Source organism: Sinorhizobium mexicanum (assembly GCF_013488225.1).
Lineage (GTDB): Bacteria > Pseudomonadota > Alphaproteobacteria > Rhizobiales > Rhizobiaceae > Sinorhizobium > Sinorhizobium mexicanum.
In genome coordinates this window covers 1,783,612-1,801,175 of record NZ_CP041238.1, presented here as the reverse complement: position 1 = coordinate 1,801,175, position 17,564 = coordinate 1,783,612, and the positions used below count along the sequence as shown (strand labels likewise).

Genomic DNA, 17,564 nt, shown 5'->3' with positions numbered 1-17,564 from the left:
GCTGGCGACACGTTAGGAAGCTCGTGCGCTCAGATACTACTGGGCCGATACTTCCAAGTGCATCTCCTTGAGAGCTATATGATATTCATTTGCGGAATGGCGCAATTGAATGCTTTCGTGACAGTTGAGTGTCGTTCAAGTGTCGGACCCGGATCGTCCCGGGGCCCGCAAAACGAAAAAGCCCGGCTGTGATGCCGAGCTTTGTTCAGTAGGTAGACGATGCCTCGAGCGGCATCGGGCGATGCGATGCTGGCGTTATGCGCCCCTGCTATGTGACAGTCGCCTCTTCAGAACGGAACCGGTTCCATCGGGTAACGGACGGTTTCTTTGAAGCAGGAACAACCGTTTGATCGTCTCGAGCATCGCTTCCGGCGCTGGAGCCGCCGAGGAAGCCGTAACGTGGATCGACAGATGTTCTCCTGTGGCAAGCAACTTTCCGGAGGCATCGAAAAGGGTATGGTGGAGGTGGAGACGCTTCTCGTCATACCCCAGAATCTCGGTTTCGCTCCAGAGCGGCGTGTCAACCTTCGCCTCCGCGCGATGACGAATGTGTGTTTCCAACGTGTAATATGCGCTCTCGACGGCCCGGCTGAAGTCAACGCCGAGCGCCCCGTAAAGGGCGTCCGAGGTTTCGCCAAACGCCTGCAGGTAGCGGTGTTCCGTCATATGACCATTGTAGTCGAGCCAGTCTGGTAGGACCACACCGCGCCAAAGGCGAAGCGGTGCTCCCCCTTCGATCTCCAGGGACGCGATCATGACAGCGCTCCCAAGATGTCAGAGTTCACCCGGTCGATGTCCCGCATCCCATCGATGACGCTGAGCCGACCTTGCGCCCGGTAGAACTCCGAAAGCGCGGCGGTGCTTTCATGGTAGGTCTTCAATCGCTTGCGCATCGTCTCGGCGTTGTCGTCAGAACGAGGGCTTTCGCCCTGTTCCCTTGCCTCCTGCGCGCGCCGCTCGATGCGTTCCACCAGGCGCTCCTCGTCCACGCACAGCTCGATCACCGCGGTCAATCGGCGCTGGTCGGAGGCCAGCAGGCGATCCAGCGCCTCCGCCTGTGCGGTCGTGCGCGGAAAGCCGTCCAGAATGAAGCCCCGTTTGGCATCCTCGAGTTCAAGCCTCTCCCGTACGCAGCCAATCACGATGTCGTCGCCGACAAGACCACCTGACTCGATGACGCTTTTCGCCGCGAGACCTATCTCGGTTCCGGCGCGTACCGCGGCCCGCAACATGTCGCCAGTCGAGAGCTGGGGCACGCCGAACGCTTCGGCGAGCTTTTGGCCTTGGGTACCCTTCCCCGCGCCGGGCGGGCCGAGCAGAACTAATCGCATGAAATTCTCCGTCGTGTTGTCGGCCGCATTTCGAATTGTCGCGTGTGATTACTGCCGTTCGGGCGCTTCCAGCTGGCACCAAAGCAGCAGCATTGGATTTCGCGTACATCGGATTGCACACTGATATCCGGCTGCGTTGAACATGACGTCACCGATGTCCGCACGAACCCACTCTCCTTCTCCGAAACGGAACTCGCCATCTGAGAGTGGCAGGAAGACGCGGGAGTGGAACTGGTTATGATCCGGGAAGCGCGTGTATGGGCCAAGGACCGTGAGCCCGATCCTCAGGTCTTCGCGGTGTTCAAGTGCTCTGGGCCCAGCAAGCAGGGCGTGGATGTGGTTGTCTTCGAATTTCACGCTGCCGAATGGCCCGCCCCTACCCCGATACCAATTCAATCGGCCGATGAGTGACTGAAGTCCGGTCGAAAGGCGTCTGTGGGAGGCGGAATGAAGGGCGGCGTCCCTCAGGATCGCGCACGCGATGGAGGTCAGCGACGTGTCGCACTCGGGTTTCGCTATATCGAGGACGACCCCTCGCCGATCCAGAAGACCGATGAGCTTTCCGGCCGTGAACTTGGCCATGAGCGGAACGGATTCTTTGAGAAGGATGTCGCCCATCGCCAGAAAGACATCATGCAAGTCCGCCGGCCGGCCGCCAGCGAACTTTCGTGGCTCCGGCCCCGGGGCTACTGGCCCGAACTCACAGAGCAGGAGATCCTCTTTCCGTTTCCTCGACGCCTGAGATGTCACCCGAACGACCTCCCGTCAAATCGCCTTTTCGAGTTCCGGGAGGATTTCGAAGAGATCACCGACAAGTCCGTAGTCGGCAACCTGAAAGATCGGCGCTTCCTCGTCCTTGTTGATGGCAACGATCACCTTGCTGTCCTTCATCCCGGCGAGATGCTGGATGGCACCGGAAATACCGACGGCGACGTAAAGCTGCGGGGCGACGACCTTACCTGTCTGGCCGACCTGCGCGTCATTCGGCGCGTAGCCTGCGTCGACCGCGGCGCGGCTTGCGCCCACGGCAGCGCCGAGCTTGTCCGCGACCGGAAGAAGGAGTTCCTGGAAGTTTTCCGCCGAGCCAAGGGCGCGTCCACCTGCGATCACGACCTTGGCGGAGTTCAGATCGGGGCGATCGGACGAAGCGATCGAAGTCGAGATCTCTGCCGACAGTCCGGAAGAAAGAGCTGCCGTCGAGATGGGCTCGACGGCAGCAGTCGGGCCTTGGGAGGCCGGGGAAAACGAAGCCGTCCGGACGGTAATGACCTTTTTTGCGTCGGTGGCCTGGACGGTCTGGATCGCGTTGCCCGCATAGATCGGGCGCTTGAAGGTGTCGGATGATACTACCTCGACGATCTCGGAAATCTGCGCCACGTCCAGGAGCGCAGCTACCCGAGGAAGGACGTTCTTGCCGGTCGAAGTGGCGGCCGAAACGATAGTGTCGTACTTGCCAGCCAGTGACACGATGAGTTCCGCGAGCGGCTCGGCAAGAGGTTCGCAGTCCGCCAGCAGCACCTTCGCAACTCCGGAGAGGGCAGCCGCTGCGTCAGCGGCGGGTTTCGCGTTCTTGCCCGCGACGAGCACATGAACGTCACCGCCTATCTTCGCAGCCGCAGTCAGTGTCTTGGCGGTTTGGTCGGAGACGGTCGCGTTGTCGTGATCAGCCAGAAGAAGAATGGCCATGATAGGGTTCCTTCCTAAACCTTAGAGTACGCCTGCTTCCGTCTTGAGCTTCTCGACGAGCTCGGCAACGGACTTGACGAGAACACCTGCTTTGCGGGCGGACGGCTCCTCGGTCTTCAGAATCTTTACCCGTGCCTCAGTAGAGACACCGAAGTCAGCGGGCGTCTTTTTGACCAGCTCTTTCTTCTTGGCCTTCATGATATTGGGAAGGCTGGCGTACCGTGGCTCGTTGAGACGAAGATCAGTCGTTATGACGGCGGGAAGCTTGACTTCGATGGTCTGGAGGCCGCCGTCCACTTCGCGGGTAACCGTCGCCTGGGCGGAGCCGATTTTTACGTTCGAGGCGAACGTAGCCTGCGCCCAGCCAAGCAAGGCGGCTAGCATTTGGCCGGTCTGGTTGGAGTCGTCATCGATCGCCTGCTTGCCGACGATGATCAGACTCGGCTCTTCAGCCTGAGCCAAACCCTTGAGAATCTTGGCAACCGCCAAAGGGTCGACTGCGTCGTCGGTCTCTACGAGAACGGCACGGTCCGCGCCCATGGCGAGTGCGGTGCGTAGCGTCTCCTCGGCCTTCGAAGGCCCAATCGAAACAACCACGACTTCCGTAGCTTCGCCGCGCTCCTTGATCCGCAGCGCTTCCTCGACCGAGATTTCGTCGAAGGGGTTCATCGACATCTTCACGTTCGCCAGCTCGACGCCCGAGCCGTCCGGCTTCACGCGGATCTTCACGTTGTAATCGACTACCCTTTTTACGGGGACGAGAATCTTCATGTTGTTCTCCATGCGGACAGCTCGGCGTCAACCGCTGACGCTGCGTTCGCCAATTTTGCGAGGCGCGACCGTACTCATTAGTACAAACACATTCTTAGTAGTACAATACTGAAAATTTATTGTTGCGAAATTTTTTCGTATGCTCGGTCGATTCGGGGCGCGAAATCCCCGCTCCATTGTGAAGTGGGGAACAACATCGAAAGCAAAGCATGGTCGTGAATGGCGCGGTGAGCGTCGGCGCGCTTGTTGAGGAGCTTAGATCGGCCCACTGCTCTGGGCGAAACAATGGGCAGGCGCTGTCCGCCCGTGTTGCCTGCCCCGCCCGCGTTACCGAGTAAGGACTCGGGCGTCTTGGCCGTTCCAGGCCAACCAGATTTTGCCGCCGTAGGCGACCGTCGCCGGAGTGGCCTGGTTTGCGGGCTTGAGCACTGTGACAAGCTGCGTTTGTCCGGGTAGGCGGACCATGACGTTTTCGCCCTGCCCGTGGTAATTCAATTCTTCTACCGTTCCCTCGAGACAATTGTCGTAGCCGGCCGGTCGGTCGTTGAAGAGGCGAATCCATTCTGGCCGGATCGAATAGGTGACCCTGCCCTCCGCGGCGACATCCCCGGTGAGCGTACCAAGCTGATCGACGCCGACCTTTCCGGCACTGGCTACGCCGTCGAAAAAATTGGTTCTTCCGATGAAATCGGCAACGAAACGCGAGGCAGGCCGCTCGTACAGTTCACTTGCCGTGCCGATCTGCTCGATCTTCCCTGCTCGCATGAGGGCGATCCGGTCGGCCATCACGAGCGCCTCCTCCTGATCGTGCGTGACGACCACGAAGGTGAGGCCCATGTCGTGCTGGAGCCTTTTCAGCTCCAGCTGCATGGCTTCGCGGAGCTTTTTGTCGAGCGCGCCGAGGGGCTCGTCGAGCAGCAGAACCCGTGGACGCATCACTAGTGCGCGCGCGAGCGCCACGCGTTGCCGCTGGCCGCCGGAAAGCTGGTTCGGCCGCCGACGCGCCATGCTTGTCAGGTGGGTAGTCTCGAGGATTTCGTCGACCCGTACTTTGATCTCGGCCGACGGCAGCTTCGCCATCTCAAGCCCGTAGCGGACGTTCTGCTCGACGCTCATGTGAGGAAAGAGCGCGTAGCTTTGGAACATCATGTTGATCGGGCGATGCCGCGCAGGGACGCTGGTCATATCCTTCCCGTCAAGCAGCACTTCGCCCGAGGTCGGCTCGACGAACCCGGCCACGATGCGCAGAAGCGAGGACTTCCCGCACCCGGAAGGGCCCAGGAGCGCGAAAAACTCGCCCTCCTTGAAGTCCACCGAGACATTGTCGATGGCGCAGTAGTTGCCGTATTTAAGAAGGATGTTCTTGAGCTGAATAACGCCTGATGCAGTCATAGGTCTCCGAAAACCTCCCTGTTGAACCGCTGGGCGGTGAATACCAGTACGAAGCTGACAAGCAGCGTGACCGCGGCGAGCGCGTTGATGTCCGGTTTAATCCCGAACTTCAACATCGAGTAGATGCGCATCGGAAGCGTTTCGGACGCGCTCGACGTTCCGGCGGTAAACGAAGCGATCATGTATTCGTCAAAGGACAGAGTGAACGAGAGCAGAGCGCCTGCGATGATACCGGGCATGATGAGAGGCATGGTGATCCGCCTGAACGTTGTGAACCGCCCCGCCCCCAAATCCGTCGATGCTTCAAGAAGCGAACCGTCGAAACCGTCTAGCCGAGCCCTGACGACCGCCGTGACGAAGGCAATACAAAACACGACATGCGAAATTACGATGGTGTGCAGGCCAAGCGTCATGTTGATCGCAACGAAGAAGCTCAGCAGCGCGATCGCCAGGACGATATCCGGAATAACCATCGGCGTTAGCAGGAGACCGTCGAGGAGAGACGACGAGCGCATCTTCTCGACTCCCAGAGCCAGCATCGTACCGATCACGGTCGAAAGGACGGCGGTCGTTCCGCCGACAATCAGCGTGTTTATCAGGGGCCGGATGATTTTCTGATCCCCGGCCAACTTCACATACCATTTGAAGGAGAACCCGCCCCAGGCGGTGGGAAGGCCCGATGCGTTGAAGCTGAGAACGACGAGCACGAGGATCGGCACATAGAGAAACAGAAGCGTTCCTATGAGATGCACGTTCAGGAGAGTATTACGTCTAGGCAACCTCTTCCTCCTTCTCGATTTTCCGGATGCGCTGCTGGATGCGCCCCTGCAGTGTCAAAAGGGCCAGCATGATCGTTATGAGCACCAACGCGAGCGCCGATCCGAACGGCCAGTCGCGAGCGGCGGTAAATTGATCCTGAATCAGGTTTCCGACCATCTTCATGCGGCCACCTCCGAGAAGCTGAGGAGTCACGAAGTTCCCGATGGAGAGCACGAAGACGAACACACCTCCTGCGGCGATGCCAGGCATCGTGAGCGGCAGTGTAATCCTGGTCAGCGTTTTCCACGGTGTAGCGCCGAGGTCTTCGCTCGCCTCCGTAAGCTCCGGATTGAGCCGCTGGATGGAAGCGTAGATCGTGAGGATCACGAACGGCAGGTAGCTGTAGACAAGGCCGATTACCACCGAAGCCTCGGTATAAAGCAGGTTCAGTGGCTGGCTTATGAGACCGGTCGACAAGAGGGCCTGGTTCACGATGCCCGCCCGGTTGAGCATCACGATCCAGGCATACGTCCGGATCAGGTAATTGCTCCAAAACGGAAGGATCACGATGAGCAGAAGCGGCATCTGCCAGCGAAGGCTAACTTTCGAGATAGCCAACGCCGCCGGATAACCGATGACGAGGGCCACGATCGCGGCCTCGAGCGCAATGCGCGCAGACCTAACGAAGATTTCGAGATACAGACCGTCGAAAGCTCTCGCGAGGTTATCGAAGTTCAAATTCGGGATGACGCCGCCGTAGGTCCCACGCTCCATGAACGTGTAGGCGAGCACAAGTCCGCAGGGGATAATGAGGAACGCCAGCCAAAAGGCGAGGCCGGGGGCAACCAATAGGAAAGGACCAAGCTTCCTGTTCATGGCAGCACGCTCTTCCCCGGAGCCACGCAAGAGTGGCGCTCGCCGGACACGTGCAATGTTACAATTTTGAGCGGAGAACCCAAGTCAAAACTCTCCAAAAATCCAGCCCGCCACAGCATTACGCCAGGCAATATTCGCAGGGCCTGCTGACAGATTTCACGAGAAGAGAACTGGGACCGAGCACGCGGACCGGCCCCATAGAAGGCTTCACTGTGCCGACATAATTTCCGTAACGAACTTGGAGACGCGCGGGGCATCAGCGCCGAGGTCCGCGAGAATCTCGTTCTTCAGAAGCTCTTCTGCCGTCATGCGCAGCGGCGAGTACTTCTTTGCAAGCTCCGGATCGGCAGCGTCCATGGCAGCCTTGTTCGGGATTTTGTAAAGGAGTTCGCTGATCATCCAGCCGTGGTGTGCCGGTTCGAGAACGAAGTTGATAAACTTCTCTGCAGCTTCCTTGTGCTCCGCCTTTTTTGGAATCACAAAGACGTCGACGAAAGTGTCGGTGCCTTCCTTCGGGATGATGTACTTGATGTTCTCGCCACCACCATCGCGCATCGCCATCGAACACCACGCCTCCCAGGCGGCAGCTGCAGCGATTTCCCCCGAAACAAGGCGACTTCCCATTGTGAAGTTGTCGAATGCAAGCACGTTTTTCTTCGCTTCGATAAGGAGCGGCCGGATGGTTTCAAGTGTCTCAGGCGAAACGTCGTTGATCGACTTGCCGCTGACGAGCTGCGCGGGCTCCATGAACCAGCGCTCATCGGGCACAAGCGTGTACTTGCCCTTGAGTTCATCGGACGGTTTCAGGAGATCCATCCAGCTCGTGGGCTTCGTCGTCAGCATGTCGTCGCGGTAGCAAATGCCGAACGAACCCCAAGCATAGGGAACCGAATACTTCAGCCCGGGATCGTAGGACAGCTTCATCGCTTCCGGATAAAGGTTAGACATATTCGGAATCTTCTGATGATCGACTTCGCTGAGCATGTCGAGCTTCTGCAGAGCTGTGACGAACGGCGACGAGACGATCATAACATCGACACCGGTCCCGTCGGACGCCATCATCTTGCCCATGGTCTCTTCGTTTGTCGCGACCTCTACCACATCAACCTTGATCCCGGTGGCGGCCTCAAACTCCTCGAATAGCTTTGGAGGATAATAACCGCTGAAGGTGACGAACGTAATCGTCTCCTCGGCATGTGCCACACCTGTCGCCAGGGCGAGCGCGCTCGCGGCGGTAAGTACTGCCTTCTTGAAACTGTTCAGCATTCCGATTCTCCCTTTTTTGTGTGCCACGGCAACGCCCGCGGCTAACAATCACCTATTCCCCTGCGCACCGGACTGCCTTCTTTTATCGATTTGAGGCTTTCATACGCACCGGTGACGCCATTGCAGAACGTTGAGTACCAACGCTTCCTGCGCTCTCTGCCGCCGATCGCGAAACTTCGCGGCTGCTCGCCGTGCGAACTTCGCGAACCGGCTTATTGATTGAATGCTGGCCTCCGCTTTTCGAGGAACGCCGCAACGCCTTCGATTCCGTCTGGAGAGGCACTGAGCATTGCAAGCTCTTCTCCTTCCCGAGCGAGGCCTTCTTCCATCGGCAATTCCGAACCGCGCGCGGCCGCAATTATGCCTTTGATCGCGGAGCGACTGAACGGAAGCCATCCGACGGCGAAGTTCAATGGCTCGGTCTCGACATCTTCAATAATGCGATCAACCAGACCGCACCGGAGCGCCTCTTCCGCGGCGACCTTGCTTGCCGTCAGCATCATTTCGAGGGCCTTGGCCATTCCAATGAGGCGGGGCAACCGCTGGGTAGCGCCCGCTCCCGGTAGCAGCCCGAGATTGATTTCAGGCATGGAAAAGGTCGCCTGCCTGGTAGCGAAGCGGAACGTGCAGGCCAAAGCCAGCTCCACGCCGCCGCCCATAGCAAAGCCGTTAATAACCGCTATAGAAGGCACGTCGGCTGTCGCAATTTTCTGGAATACGCCCCGACGATAAGATGCCCTTCTTCCGGCTTCCTCCGGAGACAACCCGGTCAAGTCGTTAATGTCTGCGCCCGCGCTGAATGCCCTGCCGGGCGCTGCGGCGAAGATTAGACCCCGGACCGCGCGGTCGTCGTTGGCCTTATCCACGATCTCCTCGATTTTCCGGAAAGTCTCGAGATCGAGCGCGTTCAATTTCGCGGCTCGGTCGATCGTCACTACGCCGATCGAATTCTTGACTTGGAAAAGGACAGACATTGGCGGACTCAGTTCTCAAAGATCGCAGGGACGAAACAATCTGGTTTCAAGGCCAACGACGTACCCGTACGTTCACGATTATACGATAGCGTATAATTTGTAACAAGATTGCACCGAAAATCAAGCGGCTTCGTATAATTACTTGACCGTCACGAACGACGATCGAGCACTTTTTTCGTGACCGCGGTTTGCTAGTGTAAACACTCGCTAGCGAGGAATTTCAGGATACCCTCCGCCGCCTATCTGGGATGCTCCCAATGAGGGTCGTGGCTCGCACCTTCGAAAGTGAGAATTTCGGCGTCAGGGTGCGCTCCCAGATATAGTTACAAACGCCTACGCTATTTCGTGGGTCGCTTGCTTCGAGGCAATTTCCCAGCGATCAGACTGTAGGCGTCGGAGGCAACGCGTTCGGTCAGATCCTCATTTATGCTCCTCACCTGCCGCAATGGAGATCCAATGCATCTTGTTCATGTGATAGCCGGGACGAACGCTCGGAGATCGCGCAGCGTCACAGATTATCCGGATCGCATTTGGCGGTCACGATCCTGTCTCTCGGGACCTCCGTGGTCATCATGAAGACCTTGCCTCCGATTTTTGTAGTCCGTTCGGAATGGATGGGTCTGAGTCACACCGTCGAGGGAACGAGCTTTTCGGGTCGTTGGTTTGGATGTCCAATACGACCACCCCTCGGCTTCCCGTTTGTTCTACTTTGCGCGGCAATCACGGGAGCACTGAACTAACGGATTTGCGAGTAGGGAGAGGGCCGTGGCGTTGCCGCGGCCCTCGGAAGTGGGATCAGCCGTGGCCGACTACCGCCTTTATTTCCAGGAACTCGGTGAAACCATGTTCACCGCATTCGCGGCCGTTGCCCGACTGCCGATATCCGCCGAATGGAGCCTTGGGGTCGAAGTCCGGCGAGTTGACGTAAACCGAGCCCGCGCGCAGCTCGCGAGACAGCTGGCGGACCTTGTCCATGTCCTTGCCCGTCACGTGGGCAGCCAGACCGTAAACGGTGTCGTTGGCCATCCTGGCTGCGTCCGCGAGGTCCTCGTACGCGCTGATGCTGAGAACCGGACCGAAAATCTCTTCGCGGTAGATTGTCATTTCCGGCGTTACGTCCGAAAAGATCGTCGGCTTTACGAAGTATCCTGCATCGATGCCGTCAGGCTTGCCCACACCCCCAGCTACCAGATGAGCGCCTTCGTCGATGCCCGACTGGATGTATTTTTGGACGTTCTTGAACTGGTTCTCGTTCATAACGGGACCAAGGGTCGTGGACGGATCACTAGGAGGGCCGGAAACGTAGCCGTTCGCTACCCTGACGGCGATATTCGTAGCCTCCTCTATGCGGTTGCGCGGAACCAGCAGACGGGTTCCGGCATCGCAGGCCTGACCGTTGAGGAAGAAGCAATTTCCGACCGCGTTCTCTACTGCCGTCTCGAAATCCGCGTCGTCCAAGAGAATGTTCGCGGACTTGCCGCCCAGTTCGTTCACGACGCGCTTAATGGTATCGGCGGCGGATTTCGCGATCTGGATACCCGCACGGGTCGAACCGGTGAAGGATACCATATCAATGTCGGGATGCTGCGAGATCGCCTCGCCGACCACCCGGCCATCCCCGTTGACAAGGTTGAACACGCCCGCGGGAACCCCGGCTTCGTGCAGGATTTCGGCAACGATGATGCCGTCGAGGGGCGTCAGCTGACTGGGCTTCAGCACCATCGTGCAGCCAGTCGCGAGCGCCGGAAGAATCTTCGTGAAAATCTGCCCGATCGGGAAGTTCCACGGAGTGATCATCCCGACAACGCCGATCGGTTCCTTATAGACCGTCGTGGTGCCGAGGTTCTCCGAGAACTCATATCTCCGGAGAATTTCGATCGTCTCGGCAATGTGAAGTTTACACCAGTCCAAGAGGAAGCCGGAACTCACGGAGATGGGCATTCCGACCTCCTGCGTAACGGTCTCGGAAATCTCACGCTCGCGCTTGACGAACGCTTTCTCGATCTTCTGCAGGAGCCCTATGCGTTCTTCTACGGTCGTCCGAGAATACGTGGCGAAAGCCTCGCGGGCGGCCTTGACCGCTCTGTCGATGTCTTCCGCAGAGCCCATGGCGACGGTCGCGTAGACCTTCTCCGTTGCGGGATCGATAAGGTCGCTCGTCGTTCCGCCCGCGGGTTCTACCCACTTTCCGTCAATGTAGAATCTGTGCGCGTTTTCCATGCTGCTCCTCGCTCTTGCGGCCGCGTGACTCCAGGCCGTCGCTTCGGCCCGGCGATCCGGCACGTGAACTTGCCCAATTATACCAATGAGTATACATACATCCCCATCAGTATTGTGTCTACAATGACGTTCATCGGTTCGGCGATTCCCCGACGAATTCCGGCAGCCGGAACGCCGTGACTTCGGGCAGGTTTCCTTGGAATGGCTCGATTTCAACGAGACACGACTGCGCGACGGTCGCCTGCGACAGCTTCGAAGCCCCGACGTCGATCGTCAACGCGTTAGGGTTTCCGTGTTTTTCGAGGCGGTTTTCCGGTGACCATTGCACGGGGTCGAACCAAGCACCCGTCGCGATGATCGCTACGCCTTGCACGAGGTCTTCCGTTACCTTGGCAGCGGCCAGACAGGCTCCCCGGTCGTTGAATACCCGGACGACATCGCCCTCCGAAATGCCCCGCGCTCGCGCGTCGGCCCGGCTGATCAGGACAGGCTCCCGTCCGTGAACCTTGCCTTCGCGGCTGTAGGCGGAATGGTCGAGCTGACTGTGCAGCCGGCGGCGGGGCTCCTGGCTGAGCAGATGCAGGGGAAAGCGCGAGGTAGCGTCTGAACCGAGCCACTCTACGGGCTCCATCCAGGTCGCCTGCCCTGGGCAGTCCTCGTAGCCGAAGCTGGCAATCGTCTCTGAGAAAAGCTCGATCCTCCCCGAAGGCGTTGTGAGGGGATGTTTCTCGGGGTCAGCCCGGAAAGCCTCGAGCATGACGGTCGGGCCAACCGATTGCGGAATTTCAATCCTTCCCGCTTCCCAGAAGCTTTCGAAATCCGGCAGGCTTATTTGCTGTCCTACCCGGGCGCGGAATTCCGCGTATATGTGCTCCAACCACTGTTCCGCGGTACGTCCTTCGCTGAACGTTTCGCCCTTCCCCATTGCCCGCGCGATGCCGTTGAAAATGTCGAAGTCACTCCGGGCGTCACCGATAGGCTGCTGTAGCTTCCGCATGGCCACGAGGTGTCCTTCTCGGGATGCGTAGCCGACATCGTTTCGCTCGAACGTCATGCTTGCGGGCAGGACGACGTCGGCCGCCTTCGCACTACTATTCCAGAACTGCTCATGGATGATGATTGTCTCCGGCCGCTGCCATGCCGACATGAAGCGGTTAAGGTCCTGGTGATGGTGAAACGGGTTTCCGCCCGCCCAGTAAACCAGTCTGATATCCGGATACCGGTACGTTCCGCCATCATATTGGTAACTTCCGCCCGGATTCAGGAGCATGTCCGCGATGCGCGCGACAGGGATGAACTCGCCGACGGGATTTCGCCCCTGCGAAAGGCGCGGACCGGATATCCTCAGCTCGTTTGAACCGACAGAATTCAGTGTCCCGTATCCGATGCCAAAGCCGCCTCCGGGTTGCCCGATCTGTCCCAGATGAGCGGCTAGCGTGACCAAAGCCCAGTAGGATTGCTCGCCGTGGCTTTGACGCTGAAGCGACCACGAGGCGTTTACCATGGTGCTCAAGGATGCCATGTCCCGGGCAAGTTGAATCATTTTTGCCACGGGAATGCCAGTAATGCCGGAAGCCCAATTCGGCGTCTTGGGTACTCCGTCGCTTTCGCCAAGTACGTACGATCTTACCTGTTCGGCCCCGACGCAGAAGCGCTCGAGGAAGGACGCGTCGTACAGGCGCTCGGTAAGCAACACATGGGTAAGCGCCAACATCAATGCGACGTCCGTGTTCGGACGAATGGGTATCCACTCGGCCGCTCCCTCGATATCCTGTCTGAGGGGTGAGATGTTCACAAAGCGAACGCCCCTCGACCTCATGCGATCCATAGCTTCCCGAACACGGTGACTGCTCGGGCCGCCAGCCGTCATCTGCGTGTTGCGTAGCGGTATGCCACCGAACGCGACGAACAGCTCGTTATGCTCCGCGAGTGTGGTCCAGTCGGTGTGCTCGTCCAGAAGCTGCTCCATCGGGGCGACGATGTGGGGCAGCACCACCGAGCCAGCGCCGTAACTGTAGGAATCACGTCCACGGACATAGCCGCCGAGGATATTCAGGAAGCGGTGGATCTGGCTTTGGGCGTGATGGAAGCGGCCCGCGCTACCCCAGCCGTACGATCCACCGAATATGGCGCGGTTTCCGTACTCGCCGATGACGCGGCCGAGTTCCCGCCCCACAAGCTCGTGAGCTTCGTCCCAAGGAAGCTCCACGAACCTGTCGCATCCGCGGCGGTCGCTGTCGGCACCGGGACCGTTCTTCAGCCAGCTCTCCCGAAACGACGGACGCCGGACGCGAAGTGACTGGACTTCCGGAGACAGCTGGTCGAGGCCAATGCGGGTGGGATTCGCATCGGCTTCCCACTGTCGGAGACCTGGTTTGCCCGCGCCGTCGCGCACGACTCTGTGCAGTCCCCAATGGCCGAGGGCAAACTCGGGCGCGAACCCGTCCGAGTGCGGATTGTGGTTTTTCATGTGCTGTCTCTGAACTCACGCCGCCTGCGGAGCTGCAGTCTGTCTGAGACGAACGCGTGCGCGCAGCTTGTCAACGATCACCGCGAGGACCAGAAGCGCTCCGAGGAGAACGTCCTGCGCGTAGCTCTGCACTCGGATAAGGTCCATTCCGTTGCTGAGAAGCACGATAAACAATGCTCCCATGACTGCGCCGGAAACACGGCCTTCGCCACCCGAGAGGGCAATACCGCCGATTACGCAGGCGATGATCGACTGCAGCGGAAACTCGATTCCGACGTTCGCCTCGCCCGTGGACATTCTGGCCGTGAGCAACAGGCCGACGACCCCCGCGAGCACGCTCCCGGAAATGCACATGCACAGGAGCGTCCGGCGCACGTTCACGCCAGATTGGAACGCAGCACGTTCGTTGCCACCGACGGCGAACGCGTGCCGACCGATCTTCGTCCAGTTCAGAAGTACGTAGACGACGGCGACGACACCAGCGAACACGATTGCCGGAAACGGAATTCCGAGAATTGTCGATTCACCGAAGTACCGCGAAAATTCCGGTGGCATGCCGTACACGGGCATCCCCCCAGTGACCATCAAGGCGATGCCGACCGCCGCCGATGCCATGCCAAGCGTGACCATGAACGAGGACACCTTTACCACCGCGATGAGTACGCCGTTTATAACGCCAACGAGGAGCGATATCCCGAACGCGGTGAGGCAACCCCAGACAATAGAGACGGCCGGGTCGCCGCCCGCAGTCGCCGCCATCACCATGGCGCATCCGATGGAAGAGAGCGCGACCGTCGCGCCATTCGAGAGATCGTAGTTTGCGGTGACGAGATAGAGCATCTGCCCGACGACGATGATTCCGAGGTAGCTCACCTGCCGCGTTACGTTCATCACGTTCGCGTACGACAAAAACCGCGGCTCGATTATCGCGAAGGTAAGGATCAGCCCGAGAAGCAGAAGCGGAAGAATACCGTAGTTGATGAACTGCCGACGGAGGAACCCCGAAATATCGTTCGCGGGCTGGACGGAGAGCGCGCCACGGGAGTTGATGTTGTGGCCAGGCGACATCGCGACGACCTTTGTGCTTGAGTTTGTCATTGAACGGCCCTCATCGGCTCGTGGAAGAAGTGTGGAAGAAGGTTTTTTTCCGTCAGGTTGTCGCCGGAGAACTCACCGACTATCTTGCCGTGCGCGACGACATAGGCCCTGTGCGAGAGGTTCACGATTTCCGGCAGGTCGGAGGAGATTACGAGTACGGCGGCTCCCGCCTCGGCTAGCCTCATGATCGCGTCGTAGATTTCGGCGCGCGCCCCTACATCCACGCCGGCCGTCGGCTCGTCGAAGACATGGACCGCGTAGGGCCTGGTGAAACCGCGGCCGAGAACGATCTTTTGTTGATTGCCACCGGAGAACGTGGTTGGCAGAGCGTCGGGGTTGGCTGGCCTTAGTCGAAGCTTCGAAAGGATCTCGGTGGCGGCTTCTTTCTCCCGCGCACGGTTCACGAAGCCCCACTTCATCCATTCGTCGAGTGAGGAAAGAGTGACGTTCTCCCTCGCGGACCTGACTCCCACGAGACCGTCCCGCTTGCGATCACCCGGGTAATAGATGATCCCCCGCTTCAGGCGCTTATCCGGCGACGCCGGGCCGATGTCGGCCCCGTCAACCCGGATGGTGCCGGAAGTCGTCGACGCGAGTCCGAAGCAAAGCCTTCCGACATCGCCTTTGCCGGACCCGACCAGTCCGGTCATGCCTACGATCTCGCCGCGTCGGACATGGAAGGACATCCCGTCGATACCCTCGCCGGATACATTCTGGAAATCGAGACCGCCGTCTCGCGGCTTATGCGGGATTTCCGGGAAGATCGCGTCGACCCTCCGCCCCGTCATCAGTTCCACAAGCTCGCTATCCGTCACATCGGAAACCCGTGCGGTGCGGATGAGAGCGCCGTCCCGTAGTACGGACACCTCATCGCCGATGCGGCGGATTTCGCCCATGCGGTGCGTGATGTAGATCATCGCGATTCCCTTTTCGCGAAGTCTCGCGAGGATATCGAAGAGTCTCTCGGTCTCCTCCTCTGTCAGGGACGCGGTTGGTTCGTCGAGGATCAGCAGACGTGCGGATCCCTGCAGAGCGCGGGCGATCTCCACTACTTGTTGGTCCGCCCGGCCCAGATCGCTCGCCAGCGTCGTGCCGGAAATGCGCGAACCGATGCGCTCGAGCGCTTCCTCCGCGATCTCGTTTTGACGGCGTCGTTGGAGAAAGCCGTTTTTCAGCGGCTCCCGGCCCAATGTCAGGTTTTCACAGACCGTAAGCTGCGGGATCAGCGCAGGGTCCTGAAAAACCGTAGAGACGCCGAGCTCTCGGGCCGCGCGTGGGCTCGAGATGACCTTGGCCTCCCCGGCAATCAGAATCTCACCGCTATCGGGTTGATGGACGCCGGATAGGAGGCCGATCAGCGTGGACTTCCCGGCACCGTTTTCGCCAAAGAGGACGTGAACCGAACCCGGCTTGAATTCGATGCTTACGTCCCGGAGAGCTGGGGAAGCCTGGAAGCTTTTCCAGACCCCCCTCGTTGCTGCTACTGGCAAAGTCATAGCGGCACGCCTCCTCAGTTAACGCTGAAGACGGGGCGGAAGCCCTCTGGCGGCAGATTGAGTTCCTTCGACATGGTGTCGACGTTGTTGAACTTCTCGCCGGCCGACGGCCCGCAGATGACGTTCGCTGTCATGCTGACGTACTTGCCGCCGTTGAAGGGTTTCTCTTCGAGGGCGCGGATCGCCATGTCGATAGCGATGCGCGATAGGATCATCTCGTTGCCAGCTGCGGCGCAGGTCGCCTTGCCAGCCTTGAGCTGCTCGTAGAGGCCGGGCGTCATGTAGTAGGATGCGGTCTTCACCGTATCGGTCAGGCCGTTCTGCGCGAGCGGACCTACTGCGGCTTCGGCCGTTACCGCGCTGCCGAGGATATAGTTCATCTCCGGATATGCGTTGATCGCGTTTTCGACGAGCGCGAGCTGGGCATCTTTCCCCGTGTCACCGTAGATTTTGGTGAGGATTTCGATCTTGTCGCCAGCCTCGTTGGAGAAGCACGTCATGAGCTTCTCGAGCAGGGCCATGCCGGACGGACCGGGAAGCCAAACGGCCTTAATGGCCTCGCCCGATTCCTTGAGGTATTTGCCCATGAACGTACCGATTGTGCAGTGGTCAAACAGGGCGCGTCCGGTCACCGCCGGGGTCGCAAGGCTGTTGACCAGGTCGATGACGACGGTGCCTTCGTTCTTGATGCGCTCGACGACAGGTGAAAGCGCCTCGCTGCTTACGGCGCTGACGATCACGGCGTCGGCTCCGGCGGCAACGCAGTTGTTGAGCTGGTTGATCTGCTTCGAAATTTCGGTGTAGCCGCCCGCTTCGTAAATCTGCAGCGATACTCCGGTGCGTTCGGCTTCAGCGACGAAACCAGCGTTCTGACCGACCCAGTAAGGGTCCTTGAGGTGCGGAATAACGGCGCAGATATTCCACTTGCCCTTAATCTCGTTCACCGGAAGCGGCGTGTAGACGGACGGCGTGCGCGAACCGTCGCAGCCAGGAAGGTCGCAGTCTACGACAACCACCGGGACGGCCCAGTTTTCGGCTGTCACAGCCTTTTTGAGAGCCTCCGCGCTGTTCTTGGAGGTATCCGCGAAGATGCCGTTCGCCTCGGTGACAATAGGCGTCGGAGAGGGTTGCTCGGCCATGGCGGCGGAGGCGATCACGAGAGCCGCCGTGCAGCAGAGCGACGCTAATAGTTTTGGCATTTTCATTTTTAGTTCCCCTTTTGAGA

General features: G+C 59.3%; 15 protein-coding genes. All 15 read right to left on the bottom strand.

Going from position 1 to position 17,564, the window contains the following annotated elements:
* Nucleotides 1-255: 255 nt before the first annotated feature.
* Nucleotides 256-756 (bottom strand): thioesterase family protein, encoded by a 501-nt coding sequence (locus FKV68_RS08525; RefSeq protein WP_180941061.1) that lies wholly within the window; start codon nt 754-756, stop codon nt 256-258.
* A complete protein-coding gene (locus FKV68_RS08520) occupies nt 753-1,331 on the bottom strand; it encodes an adenylate kinase (RefSeq protein WP_180941060.1) in 579 nt (192 codons plus the stop codon). The genes FKV68_RS08525 and FKV68_RS08520 overlap by 4 nt, the downstream gene beginning before the upstream one ends.
* 48 nt (nt 1,332-1,379) lie before the next feature.
* Nucleotides 1,380-1,913, bottom strand: coding sequence for a dimethylsulfonioproprionate lyase family protein (locus tag FKV68_RS08515; RefSeq protein ID WP_180941059.1), 534 nt, complete (start codon nt 1,911-1,913; stop codon nt 1,380-1,382).
* 183 nt (nt 1,914-2,096) lie between these two features.
* The gene (locus FKV68_RS08510) at nt 2,097-3,017 is read right to left on the bottom strand and encodes an electron transfer flavoprotein subunit alpha/FixB family protein (RefSeq protein ID WP_180941058.1); all 921 of its coding nucleotides are present in this window, start codon (nt 3,015-3,017) and stop codon (nt 2,097-2,099) included.
* A 21-nt stretch (nt 3,018-3,038) separates the two neighbouring features.
* Complete coding sequence (locus FKV68_RS08505) at nt 3,039-3,788, bottom strand: electron transfer flavoprotein subunit beta/FixA family protein (protein ID WP_180941057.1); 750 nt, start codon at nt 3,786-3,788, stop codon at nt 3,039-3,041.
* 327 nt (nt 3,789-4,115) lie between these two features.
* On the bottom strand, nt 4,116-5,180 hold the full coding sequence (locus FKV68_RS08500) for an ABC transporter ATP-binding protein (protein ID WP_180941056.1): 1,065 nt from the start codon (nt 5,178-5,180) through the stop codon (nt 4,116-4,118).
* A complete protein-coding gene (locus tag FKV68_RS08495; protein ID WP_180941055.1) occupies nt 5,177-5,959 on the bottom strand; it encodes an ABC transporter permease in 783 nt (260 codons plus the stop codon). Before FKV68_RS08495 ends, FKV68_RS08500 begins: the two co-directional genes overlap by 4 nt.
* Entirely contained in the window at nt 5,952-6,815 is an 864-nt protein-coding gene (locus FKV68_RS08490; RefSeq protein ID WP_180941054.1) for an ABC transporter permease, read from the bottom strand. The genes FKV68_RS08495 and FKV68_RS08490 overlap by 8 nt, the downstream gene beginning before the upstream one ends.
* 207 nt (nt 6,816-7,022) lie before the next feature.
* The gene (locus tag FKV68_RS08485) at nt 7,023-8,081 is read right to left on the bottom strand and encodes an ABC transporter substrate-binding protein (RefSeq protein WP_180941053.1); all 1,059 of its coding nucleotides are present in this window, start codon (nt 8,079-8,081) and stop codon (nt 7,023-7,025) included.
* A 212-nt stretch (nt 8,082-8,293) separates the two neighbouring features.
* Nucleotides 8,294-9,055, bottom strand: coding sequence for an enoyl-CoA hydratase/isomerase family protein (locus FKV68_RS08480; RefSeq protein ID WP_245181155.1), 762 nt, complete (start codon nt 9,053-9,055; stop codon nt 8,294-8,296).
* Nucleotides 9,056-9,850: 795 nt separating this feature from the next.
* Complete coding sequence (locus tag FKV68_RS08475) at nt 9,851-11,275, bottom strand: aldehyde dehydrogenase family protein (protein WP_180941051.1); 1,425 nt, start codon at nt 11,273-11,275, stop codon at nt 9,851-9,853.
* Nucleotides 11,276-11,405: 130 nt separating this feature from the next.
* Complete coding sequence (locus tag FKV68_RS08470; RefSeq protein ID WP_246452558.1) at nt 11,406-13,670, bottom strand: molybdopterin-dependent oxidoreductase; 2,265 nt, start codon at nt 13,668-13,670, stop codon at nt 11,406-11,408.
* Nucleotides 13,671-13,760: 90 nt separating this feature from the next.
* Complete coding sequence (locus FKV68_RS08465; RefSeq protein ID WP_180941049.1) at nt 13,761-14,843, bottom strand: ABC transporter permease; 1,083 nt, start codon at nt 14,841-14,843, stop codon at nt 13,761-13,763.
* Complete coding sequence (locus FKV68_RS08460; protein WP_180941048.1) at nt 14,840-16,339, bottom strand: sugar ABC transporter ATP-binding protein; 1,500 nt, start codon at nt 16,337-16,339, stop codon at nt 14,840-14,842. The genes FKV68_RS08465 and FKV68_RS08460 overlap by 4 nt, the downstream gene beginning before the upstream one ends.
* A gap of 14 nt (nt 16,340-16,353) precedes the next feature.
* Complete coding sequence (gene torT / locus FKV68_RS08455; protein WP_180941047.1) at nt 16,354-17,544, bottom strand: TMAO reductase system periplasmic protein TorT; 1,191 nt, start codon at nt 17,542-17,544, stop codon at nt 16,354-16,356.
* Nucleotides 17,545-17,564 lie beyond the last annotated feature (20 nt).

Excerpts from the sequence above, each read along its gene's own strand:
- FKV68_RS08475 (WP_180941051.1), bottom strand. The coding sequence starts at position 11,275 with ATGGAAAACGCGCACAGATTCTACATTGACGGAAAGTGGGTAGAACCC.
- FKV68_RS08465 (WP_180941049.1), bottom strand. The coding sequence starts at position 14,843 with ATGACAAACTCAAGCACAAAGGTCGTCGCGATGTCGCCTGGCCACAAC.
- FKV68_RS08480 (WP_245181155.1), bottom strand. The coding sequence starts at position 9,055 with ATGTCTGTCCTTTTCCAAGTCAAGAATTCGATCGGCGTAGTGACGATC.
- FKV68_RS08490 (WP_180941054.1), bottom strand. The coding sequence starts at position 6,815 with ATGAACAGGAAGCTTGGTCCTTTCCTATTGGTTGCCCCCGGCCTCGCC.
- FKV68_RS08515 (WP_180941059.1), bottom strand. The coding sequence starts at position 1,913 with ATGGCCAAGTTCACGGCCGGAAAGCTCATCGGTCTTCTGGATCGGCGA.
- FKV68_RS08505 (WP_180941057.1), bottom strand. The coding sequence starts at position 3,788 with ATGAAGATTCTCGTCCCCGTAAAAAGGGTAGTCGATTACAACGTGAAG.
- torT (WP_180941047.1), bottom strand. The coding sequence starts at position 17,544 with ATGAAAATGCCAAAACTATTAGCGTCGCTCTGCTGCACGGCGGCTCTC.
- FKV68_RS08460 (WP_180941048.1), bottom strand. The coding sequence starts at position 16,339 with ATGACTTTGCCAGTAGCAGCAACGAGGGGGGTCTGGAAAAGCTTCCAG.
- FKV68_RS08525 (WP_180941061.1), bottom strand. The coding sequence starts at position 756 with ATGATCGCGTCCCTGGAGATCGAAGGGGGAGCACCGCTTCGCCTTTGG.
- FKV68_RS08500 (WP_180941056.1), bottom strand. The coding sequence starts at position 5,180 with ATGACTGCATCAGGCGTTATTCAGCTCAAGAACATCCTTCTTAAATAC.
- FKV68_RS08510 (WP_180941058.1), bottom strand. The coding sequence starts at position 3,017 with ATGGCCATTCTTCTTCTGGCTGATCACGACAACGCGACCGTCTCCGAC.
- FKV68_RS08485 (WP_180941053.1), bottom strand. The coding sequence starts at position 8,081 with ATGCTGAACAGTTTCAAGAAGGCAGTACTTACCGCCGCGAGCGCGCTC.
- FKV68_RS08520 (WP_180941060.1), bottom strand. The coding sequence starts at position 1,331 with ATGCGATTAGTTCTGCTCGGCCCGCCCGGCGCGGGGAAGGGTACCCAA.